General features: G+C 62.4%; 20 protein-coding genes. 14 read left to right on the top strand and 6 right to left on the bottom strand.

The features are described 5' to 3' along the window. The first annotated feature begins 116 nt into the window (after nucleotides 1-116). Entirely contained in the window at nucleotides 117-884 is a 768-nt protein-coding gene (locus RCO24_RS03120; protein ID WP_308959939.1) for a DeoR/GlpR family DNA-binding transcription regulator, read from the top strand. A gap of 27 nt (nucleotides 885-911) precedes the next feature. On the opposite strand, the gene RCO24_RS03115 is transcribed toward RCO24_RS03120, so the two are convergent. Next, on the bottom strand, nucleotides 912-2261 hold the full coding sequence (locus RCO24_RS03115) for an aspartate aminotransferase family protein (RefSeq protein ID WP_308959938.1): 1350 nt from the start codon (nucleotides 2259-2261) through the stop codon (nucleotides 912-914). 12 nt (nucleotides 2262-2273) lie between these two features. Then, nucleotides 2274-3272, bottom strand: a complete 999-nt coding sequence (locus RCO24_RS03110; RefSeq protein WP_308959937.1) for a phosphotransferase enzyme family protein — start codon at nucleotides 3270-3272, stop codon at nucleotides 2274-2276. A 209-nt stretch (nucleotides 3273-3481) separates the two neighbouring features. Between RCO24_RS03110 and RCO24_RS03105 the strand changes: the two genes are divergently transcribed. The 6 genes from RCO24_RS03105 to RCO24_RS03080 all read left to right on the top strand — a co-directional run bounded on the left by RCO24_RS03105 (nucleotide 3482) and on the right by RCO24_RS03080 (nucleotide 10197). Further along, a complete protein-coding gene (locus RCO24_RS03105) occupies nucleotides 3482-4615 on the top strand; it encodes a PotD/PotF family extracellular solute-binding protein (RefSeq protein ID WP_308959936.1) in 1134 nt (377 codons plus the stop codon). Between the two features lie 77 nt (nucleotides 4616-4692). Beyond that, a complete protein-coding gene (locus tag RCO24_RS03100) occupies nucleotides 4693-5766 on the top strand; it encodes an ABC transporter ATP-binding protein (RefSeq protein ID WP_308959935.1) in 1074 nt (357 codons plus the stop codon). A 1-nt stretch (nucleotide 5767) separates the two neighbouring features. Beyond that, nucleotides 5768-6622, top strand: coding sequence for an ABC transporter permease (locus RCO24_RS03095; RefSeq protein ID WP_308959934.1), 855 nt, complete (start codon nucleotides 5768-5770; stop codon nucleotides 6620-6622). Further along, the gene (locus RCO24_RS03090; RefSeq protein WP_308959933.1) at nucleotides 6622-7428 is read left to right on the top strand and encodes an ABC transporter permease; all 807 of its coding nucleotides are present in this window, start codon (nucleotides 6622-6624) and stop codon (nucleotides 7426-7428) included. Before RCO24_RS03095 ends, RCO24_RS03090 begins: the two co-directional genes overlap by 1 nt. Nucleotides 7429-7444: 16 nt before the next feature. Next, nucleotides 7445-8224: a 3-oxoacyl-ACP reductase FabG gene (gene fabG / locus RCO24_RS03085; protein ID WP_308959932.1), complete on the top strand. Its 780-nt coding sequence runs from the start codon at nucleotides 7445-7447 to the stop codon at nucleotides 8222-8224. A gap of 68 nt (nucleotides 8225-8292) precedes the next feature. Beyond that, nucleotides 8293-10197: a propionyl-CoA synthetase gene (locus RCO24_RS03080; RefSeq protein WP_308959931.1), complete on the top strand. Its 1905-nt coding sequence runs from the start codon at nucleotides 8293-8295 to the stop codon at nucleotides 10195-10197. Between the two features lie 18 nt (nucleotides 10198-10215). On the opposite strand, the gene RCO24_RS03075 is transcribed toward RCO24_RS03080, so the two are convergent. Continuing rightward, on the bottom strand, nucleotides 10216-11454 hold the full coding sequence (locus RCO24_RS03075; protein ID WP_308959930.1) for a CaiB/BaiF CoA-transferase family protein: 1239 nt from the start codon (nucleotides 11452-11454) through the stop codon (nucleotides 10216-10218). A gap of 144 nt (nucleotides 11455-11598) precedes the next feature. Then, nucleotides 11599-13503, bottom strand: coding sequence for an OmpA family protein (locus RCO24_RS03070; RefSeq protein ID WP_308959929.1), 1905 nt, complete (start codon nucleotides 13501-13503; stop codon nucleotides 11599-11601). A gap of 329 nt (nucleotides 13504-13832) precedes the next feature. Here RCO24_RS03070 and RCO24_RS03065 point away from each other — a divergent pair, with 329 nt between their 5' ends. Then, nucleotides 13833-14462, top strand: coding sequence for a hypothetical protein (locus RCO24_RS03065; protein WP_308959928.1), 630 nt, complete (start codon nucleotides 13833-13835; stop codon nucleotides 14460-14462). Nucleotides 14463-14554: 92 nt separating this feature from the next. Here the strand turns inward: RCO24_RS03065 and RCO24_RS03060 are convergent, their stop codons facing one another. Both RCO24_RS03060 and RCO24_RS03055 read right to left on the bottom strand, forming a co-directional pair. Next, a complete protein-coding gene (locus RCO24_RS03060; protein WP_308959927.1) occupies nucleotides 14555-15235 on the bottom strand; it encodes a response regulator transcription factor in 681 nt (226 codons plus the stop codon). Between the two features lie 19 nt (nucleotides 15236-15254). Further along, nucleotides 15255-15806 carry a hypothetical protein gene (locus RCO24_RS03055; protein ID WP_308959926.1) on the bottom strand — a complete coding sequence of 184 codons (552 nt, stop codon included), beginning with the start codon at nucleotides 15804-15806 and terminating at the stop codon, nucleotides 15255-15257. Nucleotides 15807-16277: 471 nt separating this feature from the next. Between RCO24_RS03055 and RCO24_RS03050 the strand changes: the two genes are divergently transcribed. The 6 genes from RCO24_RS03050 (at nucleotide 16278) to RCO24_RS03025 (ending at nucleotide 22323) form a co-directional block, all read left to right on the top strand. After that, entirely contained in the window at nucleotides 16278-18095 is a 1818-nt protein-coding gene (locus RCO24_RS03050) for a methanol/ethanol family PQQ-dependent dehydrogenase (protein WP_374990923.1), read from the top strand. A gap of 241 nt (nucleotides 18096-18336) precedes the next feature. After that, a complete protein-coding gene (gene moxJ, locus RCO24_RS03045; protein WP_308959925.1) occupies nucleotides 18337-19215 on the top strand; it encodes a methanol oxidation system protein MoxJ in 879 nt (292 codons plus the stop codon). 52 nt (nucleotides 19216-19267) lie between these two features. Then, on the top strand, nucleotides 19268-19855 hold the full coding sequence (gene moxG, locus RCO24_RS03040) for a cytochrome c(L), periplasmic (RefSeq protein ID WP_374990906.1): 588 nt from the start codon (nucleotides 19268-19270) through the stop codon (nucleotides 19853-19855). Between the two features lie 97 nt (nucleotides 19856-19952). After that, nucleotides 19953-20246, top strand: coding sequence for a methanol dehydrogenase (locus RCO24_RS03035; protein WP_308959924.1), 294 nt, complete (start codon nucleotides 19953-19955; stop codon nucleotides 20244-20246). Between the two features lie 155 nt (nucleotides 20247-20401). Then, nucleotides 20402-21451, top strand: a complete 1050-nt coding sequence (locus tag RCO24_RS03030) for a MoxR family ATPase (protein ID WP_308959923.1) — start codon at nucleotides 20402-20404, stop codon at nucleotides 21449-21451. Next, nucleotides 21448-22323 (top strand): DUF58 domain-containing protein, encoded by an 876-nt coding sequence (locus RCO24_RS03025; RefSeq protein ID WP_308959922.1) that lies wholly within the window; start codon nucleotides 21448-21450, stop codon nucleotides 22321-22323. The genes RCO24_RS03030 and RCO24_RS03025 overlap by 4 nt, the downstream gene beginning before the upstream one ends.

Raw genomic sequence — 22323 nt, 5'->3', positions numbered from 1 at the left:
CGATAGGCGTCGTCAGTCGTGACAAAGTGTGCAATCAATGCGACGCCCGACGTCTCGACGGGCCGCCTTGAGCCAGCCGCCGGAGCCGAGCAATTCATTCCGCCTTGAAGCAAGACATGAGCAAGAAAAGTGTGCGCCAGCGCGAGATCGTCTCGTTGCTGTCCGATCAGCCGACGCTGCGCGTGAGCGAGCTTGCCGAGGCACTGAGCGTCACCACCGAGACCATCCGCCGGGACCTCGATGAGCTGACCGGCCGCGGCGTAATCAGCAGAACCTACGGCGGCGCCATTTTGCGGAAAGCCGCGGAGCCTTCGGTTGCGCAGCGACACAGTCTTCTCGTCGAGGAGCGGACGCGGATTGCCAAGACGGCGTGCCAGACCTGCGAGGGCGGGCGGGTTTTCATCATCGGCTCGGGCGCAACCACGCTGCATGTCGCCCGGCGGATGGCGTCGAGCATGCAGAATATCACCGTCATCACGCATTCTTTCGCGATCGCGACCGCCCTGGCCGCCAATCCGACCATCACCATTCTCATGACGCCCGGCTTTTTTCATGCCGGTGAGGGCGCGATGTATGGCGCCCAAACACTCCGCTTTCTCGAGCAATACAACGCCGAATGGGTCATTCTCGGCGCGAGTGGTCTTGCCGCCGACGGCGCAAGCGACGCCTTGATCGAGATGGCCGACGTCTATTCCGGGATGATCGAGCGGGCCAACCGCCGCATGATCGTGGCGGACGGCTCCAAGTTCGATCAGATGTTCACCGCCCGCTATGCGAGCTGGAGTCAAATCGATCTCCTGGTCACCGATCAGGCGCCGAAAAGCGCGCTTCTCAAAGCGATGCAGACCGCCGAGGTCGAGGTGAAGATCGCCGAGGCCGACTGACGCCGTCGGTGAGCGATCTTCGCGCCTTCAAGCGGAGGCGGCGAGCGCATCTGCGAGCCTGTCGACGAAGATGTCGGCTTCGTCTTGGGAGAGCGACAGCGGCGGGCGCACCTTCAGCGTATTGCCGAAGCGGCCCGCGGCACCGATCAGCACGCCGCGATCCTTGAGGCCGTTGATGACGCTCGACGCCAGCTCGGCGTTCGGCTGATCCTTCTCGCCGGGTTGGCTGAGTTCGATTCCGAGAAAAAGGCCCGCGCCGCGCACGTCGGCGATGCGATCGTCCTTGGTCGCGAGATCGCGCAGGCGTTCCTGGATATGGTTGCCCTGCCGCAGCGCGTTGCTCTGGAGTTGCTCGTCGGCGATGACGTCGAGCACTGCCATGCCGGCCGCAGCCGCCACCGGATTGCCGCCGAAGGTGCTGAAATAACCGGTGTCTTCGCAGAAACGTTCGAGCAACTCCGGCCGCGTGACGAGCCCCGCCATCGGAAAGCCGTTGCCCATGGGTTTGCCCATGGTCACGATATCAGGTGTTACGTCGTGCCGCGCAAAGCCCCAGAACGCGTCTCCCGTCCGCGCAAAGCCGGGCTGGACTTCGTCGGCGATGTAGAGCCCGCCCGCCTTGCGAACTTCCGAGATAGCCTTGCGCAGAAAGCCCGGCGGATCGGCGTAAACGCCGTCGCTCGAAAAGATCGAATCGCAGACGAACGCCGAAAACTTGTGTCCGCGACGTTCGAGTTCGGCGATCGCCCGTTTGACGTCGGCGGCGAAAGCGTTTTCGATCGAGCCGCTCTGTCCTGGATGAGAAGGGGCAGGAACTGTCACCACGTGATCCGGCAGATTGCCCCGCTTCAGTGCCGAGGGAGAGATCTCCGAAATGATCGACGTGTTGCCGTGGTAGGCGTTCTCGCTGACGATGATGCCGGTTCCGCCCGAAGCGGCGGCCGCAATCCGAACCGCGAGATCGTTCGCCTCGCTGCCGCTGCACGAGAGCACGACGTTCGAAAGCGGGGCGGGAAAGGTCGCCTTCAGCGCGTCGAGATAAAGATCGACGACGCTGTTGAGATAGCGCGTGTTGATGTTGAGGCGGGCGATCTGGTCCGTCACCGCGGCAACCACGCGCGGATGCGTATGTCCGACGGACGGAACGTTGTTGTAGAAATCGAGATAGCGTTTGCCGTCTGCGGCCGTCATCCAGGAGCCGCTCGCGGAGACGATCTCCAGAGGCTCTTTGTAGAACAGCACCGTGGCGGCGCCGACGTTTGCAAGGCGTCGCTCGAGCAGCGGGTTGCGCTCGGTGGCCTCCGCGCCCGCGTCGAACGCATTCATGTCCAGAATTTGCCGCGCTCCACCGAGTGCGTTTTTGTTCTTCTTGCTCATGTTTGCGAGCACCTACCGCTCTGATTTCGAGAGAAACGCATCTGCAAGTCGAACGGTGCCATCCGTGAACGCTGTGCCGAGCGCCTGCGCAGTGGGTGTCTCGGCGTGGCTTGCCACCCACGCGGTCAAGAGCAGCCGGCGCAGCATCACGAACGTGGGAATGAAAGCCACGTCCGCTGCCGACAAAGGCTCGACCGAGCGATAGCCCTCGACCCAGGCGTCCTGAAGCTCGGGAACGATGGGATCGTCCTCGAAAAAGCTTACGGCGGACGCGAAATCGTAGATGAACCAGCTGAACCCGCAGTCGTCGAAATCGATGACGCCGAGGCGATCGCTGTCGACGAGGAGATTGGCGAGCCTCAGATCTGCGTGCACGAGGCCGAAACGCTCGGGGCCTTCGCCGAACGTGGCGAGCGCCTGTTGGAGCGAGCGGCTCGTCCGCTCCAGAACGGCCAGGCCGTCCGCTTCAAGGCCGAGTGCCTCGCGCCAGTCGCCCCACAGCGGCGCCGAGCCGAGCATGCTTTCGAAATTCCACGTCTTGCGGCGGAAGTCGTTTGGCCGTTGCCACGTCCGCGCATGGCGATGAAGGCGGGCACTGATCCGTCCGAGCTCGCGAAACCCGGGCTTGATGCTGTCGCCTTGGGCTGGCTCCGAACCGCTCATGAACTCGAAGGCTACGACATGGCGCACGTCGCCGGCGGCGACCATGCTTCCGATGTAGCCACCGTCTTTGCGCGCCAACGGTTTTGGAGTTGCAACAATACCTTCGTCGCGCAGCGCGAGGATCCAGTTGAGCTCCGAGGCGATTTCGTCGGGGGCGTGATAGCCGGGCCGGTGAACCCGCAGAATGACCGGCGCGCCGGTGCTCGGATCGACCGCCTTAAACGTGGCATTTTCCGAGATATTCAGCGTGGTTACGGTGCAATCCTTTGCAAGTCCCCACTCCCGCGTCAGGCCCGCCAGGCCCTGTCGCAACTGCTCGACGAAAGCGTCTTCGTAAAGTCCTGCCATTGGTCGCGCCCTGACTGTCCGCTTCCATGGAGATAAAGAAATTTTCTGCGATCCGCAACATTATGCTTGCGTTCTGCAACATTTCACGTTGATCCTACGCTCACTCCGTCGTGACGCGAAAACGCGCGCGTGCGGATCAAGACGAGGGCCGCAAAAGGCCCCGGAAATTTTCTAGGGGAAACACGGACTATGGTCCCAGGAGAGGTTTCATGGAGCTTACTCGTCGTCAGTTCACGAAGTATTTGGGGGCCGGCGCGGGCCTAGCCGCGTTCGGAGCTGCACGCCCGGCGTTTGCTGCGCGCGACAAGGAAATGAACATCCTGTGCTGGGAGGGCTACAACACCGACAACGTGCTGGGTCCCTTCCGCAAAGCCTTTCCTGGCGTAACGGCGCGCGCCGAAAGCGGCACGTCCGATCCGGACATGATCAACAAGCTCCGCGCAGGTGAGCTCAAAGTCTGGGACCTCATCAACGTCAACCAGCCGTGGGCGCGCCAGCAGCTCTTTCCCGAAAAGCTCATCAAGCCGCTGAGCAAGGAGCGCTTCCTTCCTTACTTCTCGAAGATGTCGCCTGAGTTCTCGGCGCCCTATCCGCTGGCGTTCGCCGAAAGCGGTGAGCTGATCGGAATGCCGCAGCGCTACGGCCCCTTCAGCTTCGTCGTCAACACCGACAAGATCAGCCGCAAGACTGCCGAGGATCAGGGCTGGTCGCTGTTCCTCGATCCGGCCATGAAGGGGCGCTTCGGCGTTCTGACTTACGACAACTGGAACGTGATCCATCTGTGCCTCACGGCGGGTGTCAATCCGTTCAAGGCTGTGGGCGACGACGGCGTCACGAAGTTCACGGAAGCGACGAAGACGGTGTTCGGTGGCGCCAAGATGCTGAGCGACGATCTTGTCGCGATGAACACGGCGCTCATCAACGGCGAGATCGACGCCTATTTTACCGGTGGCACCTATACCGCGAGCCCGGCTCGCTTCGACGGCGCCAACAACATTCGCGCGATCACGCCTAACAGCGGTCCCGTCGACGGCAAGGGCGGCGTGGTGTGGGTCGAGCTGACGTCGGTCGTGAATAACCCCGATGTCAGTCCACTTGCGGAAGATTTCCTGGAGTTCGTGCAGAAGGCGGAAATCGCCAAGGCCGTCAGTTTCGCGGAAGGCACCTACAATCCGGTGAGCCAGATGGGCGATCCGGCAATCTTCAAGCTCTGGAACAACGCCGAGCTTGACGCGATCCAGTGGGACAGCCTGTCGGAAGAGCTTTCGCGGTCTGCCGATTTCTCGGTCGTTCCCGACTACGACGCCCTTCTCAAGATCTACACGGCGGCGAAGCGTCGATGAACATTGCAGCACCGGTCCGCCTTCCTGCTGGGAAGGCGGACCTTTCCCGTCAGGCCGAGGCGTTAAGACCCACACACATGAATGCGCAACCGATCCTTCGCGTTGTCGATCTCAAGAAGACGTTCGATGGCTTTACCGCCCTCGACTCGGTGAATCTCACGGTGGACGACGGCGAGTTTCTCGCCATCGTCGGCCCGTCCGGCAGCGGCAAGACCACGCTGATCCGCTTGCTCGTCGGCATGGAGGAGCAGACCAGCGGCGAAATCTGGCTGCGGGACAGCCGGATCGACAACGTTCCTGCGAACAAGCGCCCGACGTGCATGGTGTTCCAGTCTCTGGCGTTGTTTCCTCATCGCTCCGTCGGCGAGAACATCGAATTCCCCCTAAAGATACGTGGGGTCGATCCGGCGCTGCGTCGCGCGCGAGCGCTAGAGCTGCTCGATCTGGTGCGGCTGCCTCAGCACTACTACGGCAAGCGCATTCAGCAATGCTCGGGCGGCGAGCGTCAACGTGTTGCCCTTGCCCGCGCGCTCGCGTTCGATCCCGAGATCCTGTTCTTCGACGAGCCGCTGTCCGCGCTCGATTTCCGGCTCCGCAAGATGCTGGAGAAGGAGCTCAAGGACCTTCACCAGCGCACCGGCAAAACCTTCATCTACATTACGCACAGCCTCGAAGAGGCGATGGTGATGTCGGATCGCATCGCGATCATGCGCTCGGGACGTTTCGAGCAATTGGGCCCGGCAGAAGAAATCTACGCCAAGCCGAAAAGCCGGTTCGTCGCCGAGTTCATGGGCGAGGTGAACTTGTTCCGCGCAAACGGCAACGGGGGCACCGTCTCCTTCGAGCACGTCACTGTAGATCCCGCCGCAGCCGCAAAACGCGGTCTGCGTCCCGGCTTCTCCGGCGACCTCATGGCGCGGCCTGAAAGCGTGCGCCTGCTGAAGCCGGGGGAACGCGCCGATGTGATGGCCACCGGCATCGTCGAGTCCGAGTATCTGCTCGGCTCGCGCGTGCAATATCTTGTGCGGCTGGCGAGCGGCTACAAGGTGACCGTGGAGCTGTCGCGCGAGAACCGGGTCACCTGGGAGCCGGGGCAAAGCATGGGGGTCGGGTTCGATCTCGATCGCGCGCATCTCATCCAGGAGGCGTAGCGTGGAGCGGATCAATCAGCGCCTCGGAGTTCTGAGCGCTCTGCCGGTCGTCGTCTTTCTGGCTGCCGGCTTTCTGGCGCCGCTGTGCGTTGTCGCCGCCTTCTCGATCATGCCGCAGAAGGTGTTCTCGCTCGCCAACCTGCCTGACTTCTCATCCTATGCCCTCATGATCCAGGAGGGCTATTGGGAGTCTCTTCTGGTTTCCCTTGCAATGGCGTTCGCGGCGACCTTCATCCTCTTCGTTATCTGCTGGCCGCTGGCGTTCGCCATGGCCAAGGTCTTCGGCCGCTTTACGCTGGTGCTCACTATCGGCGTGGTGATGACGCTGTTCGTCTCCGAGAACATCCGCCTGTTTGGTTGGGTTCTGACGCTGATGAAAGGCGGCCTGATCGAGGGCTATTGGCGAAGCTGGACGGGGCAATCCTTCGATGGGCTGCTCTACAACGTTCCGGTCATCATCTTCGGCCTCGTCTACGTCTATCTGCCCTTCATGCTGTTTCCGCTCGCGCAGGGCATCGCGATGGTGCCGGACGATGCGCGCCAGGCCGCCTTCGATCTCGGGGCCAATCGATGGCAGATCTTCCGCGAGGTGGAGCTGCCGCTGTCTGCGCCCGGTATTGCCGTCGGATGCCTCATCACGTTCGTGCTGACGGCCGGCGCCATCGCGGAATCGAAGCTGCTCGGCGGGCGCGCGGTGATCGTGATCTCCGACGAGATTGAGCGGTCGTTCACTTATGGCCAGAACTGGCCGCTGGGCTCTGCGCTCGCCATGACGCTCATCGCCGTCGTCGGCAGCTTCGCAATCTTCGGCGTGACGCGCATCGATCTCGACGCCATCATGGGGAGGAAGCGCTGATGCATCCTTCTAACGTTGGTCGGATCGGCCTCTATCTCTATGGCATCCTGATCCTGGCGTTTCTCTACCTTCCGCTCGTTGCCATCGGCTTCGCGTCAGTGTCGACGTCGCGCTATCTGTCGTTCCCCATCCGCCAATATACGACGCAGTGGTATGCCCAGGCGCTCGAGAGCGGGACGGTCTCCGACCTGCTCTGGATCTCGCTTCAGGTCGCCGCGATTGTAACCGTGATCTCGATGGTGCTTGGCTTCTTCGGCGCGCTCGCGTTTGCGCGCTATCAGTGGCGCTATCGGCGCCTCTACCAGAAGCTCATCCTGCTGCCGATCTTCTTTCCGCAGTCGGTGCTGGGGCTTGCGCTCCTGATGTGGTTCAACGCCGTCGGGATCACGCCCACATGGCACACGGCAATCATCGCCCACCTCGTCTGGATCGCCCCGATTGCAACGTTGATCATAGCCATCCGCGCCTACAGCTTCGATCCGGCGCTGGAGGAGGCGGCCCGCGACATGGGATGCTCAACTTGGCAGATCCTGCGTGAGGTCACCCTCCCGCTGCTGATGCCGGGCGTGGTAGCCGCCGGTTTGTTTTCGTTCCTTTTGAGCTGGGGCAACTTTCCGCTGTCGCTGTTCACGACGGGCGCGGATCTGACGCTGCCGGAATGGCTCTACGCCAAGATGGTATCCGGCTATTCGCCGCTGGTGCCGACAGTTGGCATGCTTTCGGTCGCGGCCTCCATCGTGTTGGTCGCGATCGCGCTGGCACTGCCGCCGCTGATCAACCGCTTTACGCGCAACTCTTCGGATTGATACGGGAGATTTGGGAATGCTGACCTCAATTGCCGGCCAGAGCGTCATCGTGACGGGCGGTTCCAAAGGCATCGGAAAAGGCATCGCCAAGGTGTTCGCGGCCAAGGGCGCAAAAGTGGTCGTCGCGGCCCGCGGCCTGGCGGACGCCGAAGCGACCGCAAAGGAGATCCGCCACGCGGGCGGCGCGGCGATCGCGCACGCAGCCGACGTCTCCAATTGGGAGAGCGTGCAGGGGCTCGTCGCGACGGCCGTCGAAACGTTCGGCACAGTGGACATCCTCTGCGCCAACGCCGGCGTATTCCCGCAGAAGAAGATCATCGAGCTGTCGCCGGAAGACTGGGATCAGGTGCTCGATACCAATCTCAAGAGCACGTTCCTGTGCGTGAAGGCGTGCATCCCGGTATTCGAGAAGGCCGGCAAGGGACGCGTGGTCGTGACGTCATCGATCACCGGGCCGATCACCGGCTATCCGGGCTGGTCCCACTACGGTGCCTCCAAGGCGGGCCAGCTCGGCTTCCTCCGCACTGCGGCCATGGAGCTTGCGCGCTACAACACGACCATCAACGCGGTGATGCCCGGCAACATTATAACCGAAGGTCTACAGGATCTCGGCCAGAGCTATCTCGACGGCATGGCGAAGGCCATTCCTCTGAAGCGTCTCGGCAGGGTCGAGGACATCGGTAATGCCGCCCTGTTCCTGGCTTCGCAGGAGGCGTCCTACATTACCGGCCAGACTATAGTCGTGGATGGCGGCCAGATCCTGCCAGAGTCCGCGGAAGCGATTGACAGCATCTAGATGCGGGCGTGAGATCGGCCCCGGAGCAGAGTGCTGCTTCGGGGGCGGCCAACAACGAAAACACGTGCATGAGCAGATATTGGGACGTCTACAACGGATGGCGCGCCAATCCCGAGGCCTTTTGGGCCGAGGCGGCGAAAGCTGTCGATTGGTTCAAGCCGGCCGAGCGGATCTTCGACGAGAATATCGGCCCCTACGGGCGGTGGTTTGTCGGGGCCGAGTGCAACACTGCCTACAACTGTATCGATCGGCACGTCGCGGCCGGGCGCGGTGCGCAGCCCGCGATCATCTATGACAGCCCCGTCACCGGAACCAAACGCACGCTGACTTACGCGCAGTTGCTCGACGAGGTCGAGGTCTTCGCGGCTGCGCTGGCTGGCCTCGGCGTGTCGAAGGGCGATCGCGTGGTGATCTATATGCCGATGGTGCCGGAGGTCGCGATCGCGATGCTGGCAACGGCTCGCCTCGGCGCGATCCATTCGGTGGTGTTCGGCGGCTTCGCGGCCAACGAGCTTGCCGTGCGTCTCGACGATGCCAAGCCGAAGGTTATCGTTTCGGCATCCTGCGGGATCGAGCCCAAGCACGTCGTCAAATACAAGCCTCTGCTCGATGCCGCGATCGAGATGGCGACGCACAAGCCGTCCCATTGCATCGTCCTGCAGCGGCCGATGGAGCAAGCCACGCTGCAAGCGGGCCGTGATCTGGATTGGGCAGATCTCGTCGCGAAGACACGCGCCGAGGGTCGCAGGGCGATGTGCGTTCCCGTCGACGCGACGGACCCGCTCTACATTCTCTATACGTCCGGCAGCACCGGCCAGCCGAAGGGCGTCGTGCGCGACACCGGCGGCCACATGGTTGCGCTGGCTTGGACGATGAAGAACGTCTACGGCATTGCGCCCGGCGAGGTATTCTGGTCCGCTTCCGACGTCGGTTGGGTAGTGGGGCATTCCTACATCATCTACGGCCCGCTGCTGAACGGCAGCACCACGCTCATCTACGAGGGCAAGCCGGTCGGCACACCCGATGCCGGTGCGTTCTGGCGCGTTGTCTCCGAGCACAACGTGGCGGCCCTCTTTACGGCGCCCACCGCATTGCGGGCGATCAAGAAGGAAGATCCGCAAGGCGCCTTGATCGCCAACTATAGTCTGTCGAAGCTACGCACACTGTTTCTGGCCGGTGAGCGAGCCGATCCTGACACCGTGCGCTGGGCGGAATGGGCTCTCGGGGTTCCGGTGATCGATCACTGGTGGCAGACGGAGACCGGCTGGGCGATCGCCGCCAATCCGATCGGGCTCGGGGCTCTACTTGTGAAGCCAGGCTCGCCGACGGTGCCGATGCCGGGCTACGATGTCCACGTGCTCGACGAGGACGGGCACGAGGTCGCGGATGGCCAGCTCGGCAACATCGTCGTCAAGCTGCCGCTGCCGCCGGGCTGCTTCCCGACGCTGTGGAATGCGGAAGAGCGTTTCGGCCCAAGTTACACTGATCATTTCCCCGGCTACTACAAAACCGCCGACGCCGGATACCGCGATGCTGACGGCTATCTCTTCATCATGGGCCGTACCGACGACATCATCAACGTCGCGGGTCACCGCCTCTCGACGGGAGCGATGGAAGAGGTTCTGTCGTCGCATAGGGACGTGGCCGAATGCGCGGTGATCGGCGCGGCGGATGCGCTAAAGGGCGAACTGCCGATTGGCTTCATCGTGCTGAAGGCCGGCGTTACGCGCGACGCCAAGGATATCGAGAGCGAAGTCGTGGCGTTGGTGCGCGAGCGGATCGGCCCTGTTGCCGCCTTCAAGACGGTGCGCATCGTCACGCGTTTGCCGAAGACGAGGTCGGGCAAGATTTTGCGCGGCACCATCAAGAAAATCGCCGACGGGACCGACTTCAAAATCCCGGCGACAATCGACGATCCGGCCATTCTCGACGAGATCGGCGCGATCCTAAGCAAGCGTCCCATCGCAAGCTGAGCAAGCATCGCAGAGCGATCAGATGATCTTGCTTTCCCGCAATTCCGCGATTGTTTCGTCCGACGCGCCGAGCAGCTCTTGCAACGTCGCCTCGGTGTGCTGCCCGAGTGACGGCGGCGCCGCGCTCGGCGGATCGGACATGCCGCTCAGGTTGAGCGGGCTTCTCACACTCGGAACCAGGACGCCGGTATCGTGCGGCAGCATCATCGCAAGCTGTTGTGAAACCGCACGCGGCTCGGCGAAGGCTTGCGCAACGCTATTGATCGGTCCGCACGGAACCCCTGCCGGTTCGAGTAACGAGATCCAATTCTGCGTCGTCCGCGCGAGCAACAGTCGCTCGAGAATCGGAACCAACTCCGGCCGGTGCGTAACGCGCGACGCGTTGGTCGTGAAGCGGGTGTCGTTGGCTAAATCCGGTGCGCCGATCACATCGCAGAGCTTGCGGAATTGGCCGTCGTTTCCGACGGCGACGATTAGATGCCCGTCTGAGGTTGCGAACGCCTGATACGGCACGATGTTCGGGTTCGCGTTGCCAAGACGCTCGGGAGATTGTCCGGACACGAGATAGTTGAGCGCCTGGTTCGCGAGGCACGCGACGGCGGTGTCGAACAGGGCGAGGTCGATGTGCTGGCCGCGTCCCGTTCGGTGACGGTGCTGGACCGCAGCGAGAATGCCGTTCGTCGCGTAAAGCCCGGTCAGGATGTCGACGAGCGCCACGCCGATTTTTTGCGGCTCGCTGCCCGGCTCTGTTGCCGGCGCACCCGTAACTGACATTAATCCGGATAGCCCCTGGATCGAGAAATCATATCCGGCGCGATGCGCGCTCGGCCCGGTTTGGCCGAAGCCGGTGATCGAGCAATAGATGAGGCGCGGATTGATCGCCGAGAGGCTCGCGTAGTCGAGCCCGTACTTGGCGAGCGCGCCGGCCTTAAAGTTCTCGATCAGGATGTCGCTCTTTGCAGCGAGCGCTCGCACCAGCTCTTGTCCCTGTGGTGTGGTGATGTCGATGGTGACGGACTTCTTGTTCCGGTTGGCGCAGAGGAAGTAGGCGCTGTCGGCCGTCTCTCGTCCGTCTGCATTGGGTATCCACGGTGGTCCCCAGCTCCGCGTATCGTCGCCGCGTCCCGGACGCTCGACTTTGATCACCTCGGCGCCGAGATCGCCGAGCGTCTGGCTGGCCCACGGCCCGGCGAGCACGCGCGAGAGATCGAGCACGCGCAAACCCGAGAGGGGGTGATCGGTATTTGTTTGGGTCATCGAGGATCGCTTGGAGGCCGGCGAGGTGGACCGCATGACGGCTGTGGCTACGGGGCTTTTTCATCCGCCGACGCGCCAAGCGCAAACAAAAAAAGCCCCGGATGCCGATTTCCGGCACCCGGGGCCTCTAAACCGCGGAAGAGGCTATCTGGATGAGCTCTCCCAATCGTCGTTCCAGCCCTCGCGAGAGAGGAGCGGGGTGATGCGCCGGAGTGAAACGCGCCGGTTGATCCGCGATGGCCCATCCGTCAGGACCTTGAGATACTGCTCGCCATAGCCCTGCGTGGTGAGGTTCTCCGGCGGAATCCCGAAGTTTTCCGACAGGATCACGGCCACCGTCTCAGCGCGCCGATCGGAGAGCGAGAGGTTGTCGATGTCCGAGCCGACGGCATCCGTGTGCCCTTCGATCAGGAACACTTCCTCTGGCGATCTCTTGATGATGCGCCGGAGGGCGCCAGCGATCCGTTCGAGCTGGTCGTATTGATCCGGCCCGACATCCCAGGATCCGAACTCGAAGTTGATGGTATCGAGGTCGACGCGACGCATGCGTTCGAGAACCGGATAGCTCCTCCGCACTTCGTCCAGCGAATAGCCGCGCTCGAGCCGTTCGACGGGCGGAGCGTTGAGCGCATCGTAGATGTCGTCGGGCGAAGCGCGATCGTAGTCCACGATGTACTGGTCGCGGGGAATTCGTACGTCCGGCGGCGGCAGGTCGACATAGTTGTCGTAGTAGCGGTCGGGTCCGAACTGCGAGCCGCCATGGTTGCTGTAATAGCGGCGGTTGTCGAACAGAACGACCTCGCGGCCATCCCGGTCTTTGCGGCTGCGGCGGAGCGTGCGCCCGTCGTCGTCCTGAAGCGAGTAGATGAGCGCACCGGCCAGACCCATGGTGACGATCATCAGGGTGCCGTCCTTGCGCCGCTCGCGCCTGAGTTCGCGTCCGGTTTTCTGCAACCGGCTGCTTTCGTCATGGCGAATGAACGCGCGGTCGTTGTGCCGCACGATGACGCGCTTGTCCGGTTCGATGATCAGGTTGCGATTTCCGACATCGCGCTCCTTGCGCCCGCGCCGGAATGCTTCGAACTTCCGGTCGGAGCCATCGCGCCATCTTTCGGTGTCGCCGGAGCGGTCCGGTCCGGGACCGGCGTTGCGCTGGCGCTGGGCATCAATGCGAGCCCGCTCGAATTCCTTGTCGGCTTTCGCGCGGTCGAATTTGCCGGGGAAGCGATCCGGACGACCGCCCCAGTTCTGTCCCTTTCCAGGCTCCCCGCGCGAATTGTCTCTTGGATTGTCTCTGGCGGCTTTATCTCGCCCCGCCTGGTCGCGCGCCCCTTGGTCTCTGGCTGCGTTCTCACGCGCGGCGCGTTCCTTGGCCTGCTGGATCTCGAACTGCTTCTGCTGTTCGGCTTTCTGGCGCGCGAAATCGGAATCCTGCCTCTGTTTGAAGTCCTTGTCCTTGGACTGCTGGATTTCGAGCTGCTTTTGCCGTTCGGCGTTCTGACGCCCGAGATCGGCGTCCTGCTTCTGCCGGACGGCCTTCTCCTTGGCTTGCTGATTTTCGAGTTGCTTCTGTCTTGCAGCGTCCTGGCGCGCGCGATCGGCATCCTGCTTGTCTTTGAGGGCCTTTTCTTTTGCCTCTTTTGCCTGCTGGACCTGGAGCTGCCGTCTCTGGATGAAGTTCTGCGGTTCGGGATCCCGCTTTACTCTGAGGGCATCGTCTCTGGCCCGCTGCTTTTCAGGAGAGCGAACTGCATCAGGATTACGCGCCTTGCCAGACCCATCCTGGTCTTGTCCCGGACCCGCGTCGCGACGCGGCGGACCGCCGTCCTGCCCCTTTCCGCGGCCATCGTTCCGGTTGCCTTCCTTGTTCCTCTTGCCTTCCTTTTCCTGAGGCGGCTTGCCCTTCTTGTCTTTGCCCTGGCCGTCGTCAGTTTGATCCTGTTGGGCCTGGTCGGGAGGCAAAACGCGGCCTGCAAGAGCGGGCACGCTGCTCGAGGCGATAAAAGCGGCGAGTACGGGGAGGGTTACCGAAAAAGGTCGAAGGGTCATGTTTGGTCCAACGTTTTGGGGATCGAAAAGTTTCTTGTCCCGCAGATGTGTCGAGCGTCCGAAAATAGACGCCCGCATCGTGAGGATGGCCTCGCCGTGCCTAAGGCTCAGAAAGACCAACCCAGGACACCTACGTAGAGCCTGAAACCGAGGAAATCATGGCGGTCAAGGGGTTGCCCCGACCGGATTTCGGCAACTCCGAGGCGCCGAGGCCGCCGACTGCTTTTGCTCTTGGGGAATTCCTCCCGGGGGTTTCTGCCATGACACGGCAGGCTGCGACGCGCAATGAGCTAGCGAATCTTGAGAACCAAAAATCGGGAGAAGCGCTCGTGATCCGTGTAATTGTCATGCTCGGACTATCTATTGGATTGGCCGGTCATGCCGGAGCCTCCTGCAAGGAGGACGTCGACAAAGCATTTTCCAAGCTGCGCGGCAGCAGCGGGTTCAGGCTTGAGACGAAGATCGTCAACGAGCAGCAGGGCACGCTGCACATGACCGTGGACTACGTGCTGCCCGACCGCATGCACCAGCGCGTCGCCCTCGGCGATCAGGCCCAGAAGATGGAAACCATCGCCATCGGCAACAAGGTCTGGTCCAACCAAGGCCAGGGCTGGACGGAAGTGCCGGCAAACTTCGCAGAGGTGATTGCCAAGCAGCTCAAGGAATCGATCGCCGAGCCGTCCAAGAGCCAGCTCGATTACGCTTGCCTGGGCGAGGCGACGCTCGAGGGCAAATCCTATCTCGCCTACAAGGCGTCTCTGCCGCCGGTCGTCGAGGAAAAGGCGAAAGGTGAGCCGGCGAAGGCCGCCGAGCCGGCCAATATCCAGACCCTCTACATCGATAAGGCGACGGGCCTTCCGGTCCGTAACATCGTGACCAAGGGCGACGGCTCCGATAAGCGCCTGTTCGACGGAACATTCAGCACGCCGTCCGACATCACGATCAACGCGCCGGGCTGACGTGCGTTCGCGAACCTTGTGTAGCGTTCCTGAAAAGCTTACGGCACCCCAGCCTTCGCTGGGGTGCCGTTTTTGGTTCGCGCAATGCGCTCTCAATCCTTGCTGCGCCGGCCCGACGGTCCCGGCAGATGCTGGATCGCAATCCGCATCAGTTCCGGCAGGCTGCGTGCGCCGAGCTTCATCTTGATCTGAGACGTGGTGTTGGCGACGGTCTTGTAGCTGATGCTGAGCTCTTCGGCGATCACGCCATAGGATTTGCCCTCGGCGATGAGCGAGAGCGTTTGCAGCTCGCGCACGGTCAGCGCCTGCAGCGGGCTGGCATTGAGCCGCGTTTCGCTGAACGCGATCTCGGACGCGACCTCGTGGCTGAGATAAGGCCGGCCCGTCCGCACCGTGTGGAATGCCTTCAGGAACTCGTCCGACGGCGCGTCCTTGAGCAGATAGCCCGTCGCGCCCGCCTCGAGTGCGCGGCGAATGATCATCGGATCACTGTGCATGCTGAGCACGAGGATCGGCGTCTTCTTGTCGTGAAGCCGCAGCCTGCGCACGAACGAGAGGCCACCGAGCGCAGCGGTCTTGATCGACAGATCGACGATGATGACGTGCGGATGGTGCGCGCGATACTGGCGATAGCCGTCGGCGAGGCCGCCCGATTGCAGCACGCGCGCGACATCCGCTTCCTCGAGGATTCGCGCACACCCCTGCAGCACGAAGGGATGGTCGTCGATGATGAGCACACGGAGCTGCTCGGCGCTTTGCATGGCTAGTCCCATTGGTAGTCAGTCCTTGAAATCAAGACTTCGACCCGTAGCGGGCCTTGAGGGTTGTGAGGGCCTCCGCGCGCGCAACGCTCGCGGCGCGGAGATTGAAGTAATACTGGCTAATCGCGCCGAAACCTTCGGTCTGGCCAACCTCGGCGCCGATGCCCGCGAGATCGTCGAGGATCTGCGAGGGATCTTCCGTATGCCCGATCTTTTTCAGCATATCCGAGAGTTGAACGGAACGGTTGGCGATCATGCGCTCGCTCTCCCGATAGCGCGTGTGCGCCACGGCGAGCTGGCGCGTGACCCGCTGTACCTGCGGCTCGCTGAGCGGCACAGGCTCGTCCTTGTCGCGGCTCACGAGCCATTGGGCTGGCGTCAGCGGGCTCGAAAGCTCGAGCCAGTCCGTCTTGTGCGGAGCTGCCTTCGCCACGCTGCGTCGCTCGGCTTCACTGTGCGATCCGCTTTCGTCTCCGCAACCGCCGAGGAACGCGACGGCGATGAACGCGGCGGGGACCAGCGCAATTCGCAAAGCGCGCCGGGCGTGTCCACTAACGAGCACCACGATCGTTCGAGCCTCCATTATCGGCTTCGGAACCGCTCCGAAGCAGGCGTGAGATGAAAGTGAAACAACACAAGACAGCGCGTCGCTGCGATCACAATAACGTTACATAGTTACGTTTTTGCCCATTGCCTGGGCAAGCCCGGATGCATTGCCGGTTTATCCCGTCAATGTCTGCCAGTTGGACTAAAGACCGGCCCGATCGTCGCAGTCTAGCGTGCCCCCACGTCGCGAGACGCAGTGTCGCAAAGGAAGAAAACAAGTCCTTGCGAGTGCAGCGGATCGGGACGTGGGCGCGGTGTCTCCCGACGTGGTCAAAGAGGCATCGCGACATTGGATAGAGGCAGGCTGCAGGCCCATCGCGCTTAACCGTGATGAGCAGCGCAAGAACTGTCTCGGCCTTGGGATGGATAACGCGAGGTTTTGGGAATGATGAAGCACCTGGGTAAGGGGCTACTGGCAGGCGCGTCGTGCGTCGCGCTGGTGGTCACCATGGCATCTTCCTCGTTTGCTAACGACAAGCTCAACGAGCTGTCGAAGAGCAACGAGAACTGGATTATGCCAGGCAAGAACTACAGCTCACAGAACTACAGCCCCAACACGCAGATCAACACCGAGAACGTTAAGCAGCTTCGCGCTGCCTGGTCGTTCTCGACCGGTCTGCTGCACGGGCATGAGGGAACGCCTCTCGTCGTGAATGGCGTCATGTACGTCCACACGTCGTTCCCGAACAACACGTTCGCGCTCGATCTGAACGATCCCGGACACATCCTGTGGCAGCACAAGCCGAAGCAGGATCCGGCTGCTCGCTCGGTCGCTTGCTGCGACCTCGTGAACCGCGGTCTGGCCTACTGGCCGGGCGACGGTAAGGTTCCGGCTCTGATCATCAAGACCCAGCTCGACGGCCATCTCGTGGCTCTCAACGCTGCGACCGGTGAAGAGTACTGGAAGGTTGAGAACGGCGACATCAAGGTCGGCCAGACGCTGACGCAGGCTCCTTACGTTATCAAGGATCTGGCTCTCGTCGGTTCTTCGGGCGCCGAGCTCGGCGTTCGCGGCCACACCACCGCTTACAACGTCAAGACCGGCGAGCAGGTCTGGCGCGTGTACGCAACCGGTCCCGACGCTGACGTCGGCATCGGCGAAGACTTCAACAAGGCTAACCCGCACTACGGCCAGAAGGGCCTCGGCACGGGAACTTGGGAAGGCGACGCCTGGAAGATCGGCGGCGGCACCAACTGGGGCTGGTACGCCTACGACCCGGAGACGAACCTCTTCCACTATGGCTCGGGTAACCCGGCGCCGTGGAACGAGACGATGCGTCCGGGCGACAACAAGTGGACGATGACCATCTGGGGCCGCGATGCGGACACCGGACAGGCCAAGTTCGGCTATCAGAAGACCCCGCACGACGAGTGGGACTACGCTGGCGTCAACGTCATGATCCTCTCGGAGCAGACGGACAAGGCTGGCAAGAAGCGCAAGCTTCTGACCCATCCCGATCGTAACGGCATCGTCTACACCCTCGACCGTGAGAACGGCGACCTGATCTCGGCCAACAAGCTCGACGATACGGTCAACTGGGTGAAGCAGGTTGACCTGAAGACGGGTCTCCCGGTTCGCGATCCTGAGTTCGGCACCCGCATGGACCATAAGGGCAAGGAAATCTGCCCGTCGGCCATGGGTTACCACAACCAGGGCCACGACTCCTACGATCCCACGAAGGAACTCTTCTTCATGGGCATCAACCACATCTGCATGGACTGGGAGCCCTTCATGCTTCCCTACCGCGCAGGCCAGTTCTTCGTCGGCGCCACGCTGTGGATGTATCCGGGTCCGAAGGGCGATCGTCAGAACTACCTCGGTCTCGGTCAGATCAAGGCCTACAACGCGATCACCGGCGAGTACAAGTGGGACAAGATGGAGCGCTTCTCCGTCTGGGGCGGCACCATGGCCACCGCAGGCAACCTGGTGTTCTACGGAACGCTGGATGGCTTCCTCAAGGCCCGCAACTCGGATACCGGCGAGCTGCTCTGGAAGTACAAGCTTCCCTCGGGCGTGATCGGTCACCCGATGACGTATGAGCACAAGGGCACCCAGTACGTCGCCATCATGTACGGCGTCGGTGGCTGGCCGGGCGTTGGTCTCGTGTTCGACCTCCAGGATCCGACCGCTGGTCTCGGTGCAGTCGGCGCCTTCAAGAACCTCGCCAACTACACCCAGATGGGTGGTGGTCTCCAGGTGTTCTCGCTCGATGGCAAGAACCCCTACGACGACCTCTCGGTCGGTGAGTTCGATACCAAGGGCTGATTTGTAGCCTGAAAGAATGATCGCCGCAGTGTCGCTTCTCCACTTCGAGACAGTGAGGCTGCGGCGGTCGATCCCCCTAAATCGAAAGCCCAAACATTAAATAGCCCGGTCCCTGCAAGAGGCGCAGATCGAAGCGTCCAAATGGAGATCGGCACGAGCCGAAGCCGCAAAGGCTGGATGGAATGTCCGGCGCAAGAGAAACGGCAAGCTTGACCCCAAGAGGAAACCAAAGGTGACACCCATGAAGCGTTTCGCGTCCTTCCGCTTCTCTTCCATGAAATGCGTGCTGGCAGCGCCCCTGATGGCAGCGGGTCTGCTCGCAACCCCGGTCCTTGCAGCCGAGGATGAATCCAATTCCGCGTCCGTGCTGCGCATCTGCGCCGCGGCCGACGAGCTTCCCTATTCGAGCCGTGACGGCTCCGGCTTTGAAAACAAAATCGCGGCCGTGCTGGCCGATAGCATGGGCCGCAAACCGCAGTTCGTCTGGTTCTCGCGCCCTGGCATTTATCTCGTGCGCGACCAGCTCGACATGAAGATGTGCGACTTGGTGATGGGCATGGACACCGGCGATCCGCGTGTCCTGACGACAAAGCCCTACTACCGCGCCCCTTACGTTTTCATTCAACGCAAGGATACCAAGCTCGACATCAAGGATTGGTCGAGCCCCGATCTCGCGAAGGCCTCGAAGATCGGCTTCACGCCGGGCTCGCCTGCGCAGATCATGCTCGAGAAGCTGGGCTTGTTCCGCGAGCACTTCAACTACATGCACTCGCTGACCAACTTCCAGGACCGGCGCAACAAGTTCACGCGCATTCCTCCGCAGCGCATGGTCAACGAGGTCGCCGACGGCACGGCTGATGTCGCCATCAATTTCGCACCGGAAGTCGCCCGCTACGCTAAGGCGTCGGAGAAGCTGACGCTCACCATCATCCCCGACAACAACGTGCGCGGTGACGGCGAGAAGGTTCCGCATCATTTCGATCAGTCGGTCGGCGTCCGCAAGGACGACAACGATCTTCTGGCTGCGCTGGATGCTGCGCTCGACAAGGCCAAGCCGAGGATTGAAGAGATTCTCAAAGAAGAAGGAATTCCGCTCGTAGCAGGCTTGCCGCGCTCATGAGCGTTCGTGACGATCAACGTTAGGCACCATAGAACACGGGTTCGACTGCAGGATGATGAATAGAAAGTTCGGCTGGGGTTCAGCACTTATCTTGGGCTGCGTACTGGCAACCGGAAGCGTAGCGGCGGAATCCTTCCGCCACACTATCACGGGCGAAGACCTCAAAGTGCCTGACACCGCTCCACCGGAGGGACGGGATACAGAAGCGGCGAAGCACTTCCTCGAGACGGGCGTCAACCTCTACACCGAGGTCAAGGGATGCCTGCCTGCAGGTGAGGAGATCTATCTGACGGCCTGCTCCGGCTGTCACGGTCACTATGGCGAAGGCAAGCTCGGCCCGGGCCTGGGCGACGCGTACTGGACTTATCCGAAGAACACGACTGACAAAGGCCTCTTCGAGACGATCTATGGCGGCGCTCAAGGGATGATGGGTCCGCACAACGATCATTCCATCGATGACCTGCTGAAACTCATGGCTTGGATTCGTCACATGTATTCGGGTGACGTGGCCGAAGCCGAGTGGCTTACGGACGCGCAGAAGAAGAGCTTCACGCCGTTCAAGCCGACAGAACACACGTCCGCAGACGCCAGCGCAAAGCCGGCTGATGCAGGCGAGTGCAAGGTACCCGTCGCCAACTAGCCGGAAAGGCGCCGCCAAGCGCCCCCTGCAAGTAGACGGGTGTCAGGGCGGATTAAACCGCCCGAAGTAGGAAGACGCTGATTGGAGGAACTGACCCATGATCAAGAAGTCTCTTGTGACGCTCGCCGCCAGCGCGGTGATCCTCGCAGTAGGCGCTGGCGTTGCCGGTGCTTACGACGGAACTAAGTGCAAAGCCCCCGGCGTATGCTGGGAGCCGAAGCCCGGCTACCCGGAGAAGGTCGCTGGCTCGAAGTACGACCCGAAGCACAACCCGGCTGAGCTTGCCAAGCAGCAGACTGCTCTCGATGCGCAGGCTGCGCGCAACGCGAAGCGCGCCGCGAACTTCAAGAAGACCGGCAAGTGGGTCCAAGACGTGTCGAAGATCCAGTAGCTCTGACGGGTTTGAACTCCTCGGCTGCAGTGCCACGCTTGCAAGAGTTGCTCTGCTTCCTCTCCGAGGGTTCTTGGGGTGCGGCTTCGGCCGCACCTCCTTTTTGAACAAGAACAACGAGGTTCCGGTTCGGCTCCCGGCGCCGCGAGGTCTCGATGCCGCACGATAATAGAGAAGCCGGCCAAAAAACCGGAAGTATAGATCTGTCCGCTTGGCGCAGCCGGGCAGCGAAGTTCGAAACAGAGATAGCAAAGGCAGTGATCGGCCAGGAGCGTGTCATACGCCTCTTGACGATCGCACTCTTTGCGCGTGGGCACGTGTTGCTCGAGGGCGATGTCGGCGTCGGCAAGACAACTCTGCTCCGCGCCGCCGCGCGCGCCGTGGGCGGAGCCTATGAGCGCATCGAGGGCACCATCGACCTCATGCCCGGCGATCTCGTCTATCACACCTATCTGGCCGAGGACGGCCGCCCCCGCGTCGACGAGGGGCCGGTCTTGCGTGCCGGCGAAGATCTGGCGATCTTCTTCTTCAACGAGATCAACCGCGCCCGCCCGCAGGTCCACTCGCTTCTGCTGCGGCTCATGGCCGAACGCAGCGTTACCGCCTTCAACCGCGAGTTCCGCTTCCCGCATCTCGTGGTGTTCGCGGACCGAAATCGTGTCGAGCGCGAGGAGACGTTCGAGCTCCCGGCCGCCGCGCGCGATCGCTTCCTCATGGAAATTTCGATCGATACGCCGGCCGACGCCGATACCCGCCGCCAGCTCGCGTTCAATACGCGGTTTCACGATGGCGACAGCCTGATCGCGTCGATCGAGGAAGGCATCCTCGCATACGACAAATTGAATGATGTCGGCCGCGCGATCCAGACCGAGATCAAGACCAGCGACACGCTGGAGCGCTATGTCGTCAATCTCTGGCAGGCCGTGCGAAACCCGGCCGAAGCCGGGATCGAAATCCCGGGTGTCGATACCGCGCGTCTGGTGGCTGCGGGCGCGAGCCCGCGCGGCCTGAGCTACCTCGTGCGCGCCGCGCGCGTTGCGGCCTGGCTCGATGGCCGCACCATGGCCGTCCCGGAAGACATCCGGTCGGTTTTCTTCGAGACGATGGCCCATCGCATCTTCTTCGAGCCGGTCTACGAGCTGCGGCGCGATCGCATCGCGCGCGAGCTGGTCGACGCCCTGTTCGAGACGGTGCCGGTCCCATGACAGAGCGGGCCGCCACTGCCGCGCCGGCGCCGGTCGATCTGCCCTACCGGATCGTCTGGCGGAGCCGTTCGGTCCGGCAGGGCGCGCACCGCAGCACGCAATCGGGCGCCGGTGGCATATTCCGCGATCTTGCGACGCTCCTCGAATATCGGGATCCGCGCCGCATCGATCTGCGCCAGTCTCTGCGCGATCCGTTCGGGACGCTGCACGTCCGCCGCTTCGAGGAAAAGAGCGAGATCGGCGTCACCGTTCTGCTCGACGTTTCGGGCTCGATGGCCTTCGAGGGCTCGTCGCGCAAGATGAAGCTGGCTGCCGATCTCGTCCAGGTGCTGGCCACGTCCGTGCGCCGCGCCGGCGACACCTTCGCGCTCTACGCCGCCGACGAAGAGGTGAGGGACGAGCTCGGCTCGCCGCCGACACGCTCGCGCGCGGGCGAAACGGACATGATCGCCGCGCTGCGCGCCTACGTGCCGGAGCGCAAGGGTGCATCGGGACTGATCGAGGCCGCCCAACGTGTCGGACGCAAGCGCAACGTGGTGCTGGTCATTTCGGATTTCCTGCTGCCTGAGGATCAGCTCGTTGCTCTGTTCGAGACGCTGAGCCCCCACGACGTGATCCCGATCCGCCTCGTCGACTCGCATGAGAACGCACGTCTGCCGTCCTGGGGGTTGATGCAGCTCTCCGATCTCGAAACTGGCCGGCGCCGCCTCGTAGCCATGCGGCCTTCTCTGAAGGCGGAGTGGCAAAGGAGGATCGAGGCCCGCCGGTCCTTTTTCCGCGCCCTCGCATCGCGCTACGGCCGCGAGCCGTTCGAGATCACGGACACCATCCGGTGGGACCTGCTGGGCGCTCACCTCGCTACGGGAGCCTGA

The sequence above is a fragment of the Hyphomicrobium sp. LHD-15 genome (genome assembly GCF_031157355.1).
Classification (GTDB): domain Bacteria; phylum Pseudomonadota; class Alphaproteobacteria; order Rhizobiales; family Hyphomicrobiaceae; genus Hyphomicrobium_C.
The sequence above is the reverse complement of the archived record's forward strand: the minus strand, read 5'-3'. Positions and strand labels throughout refer to the sequence as shown.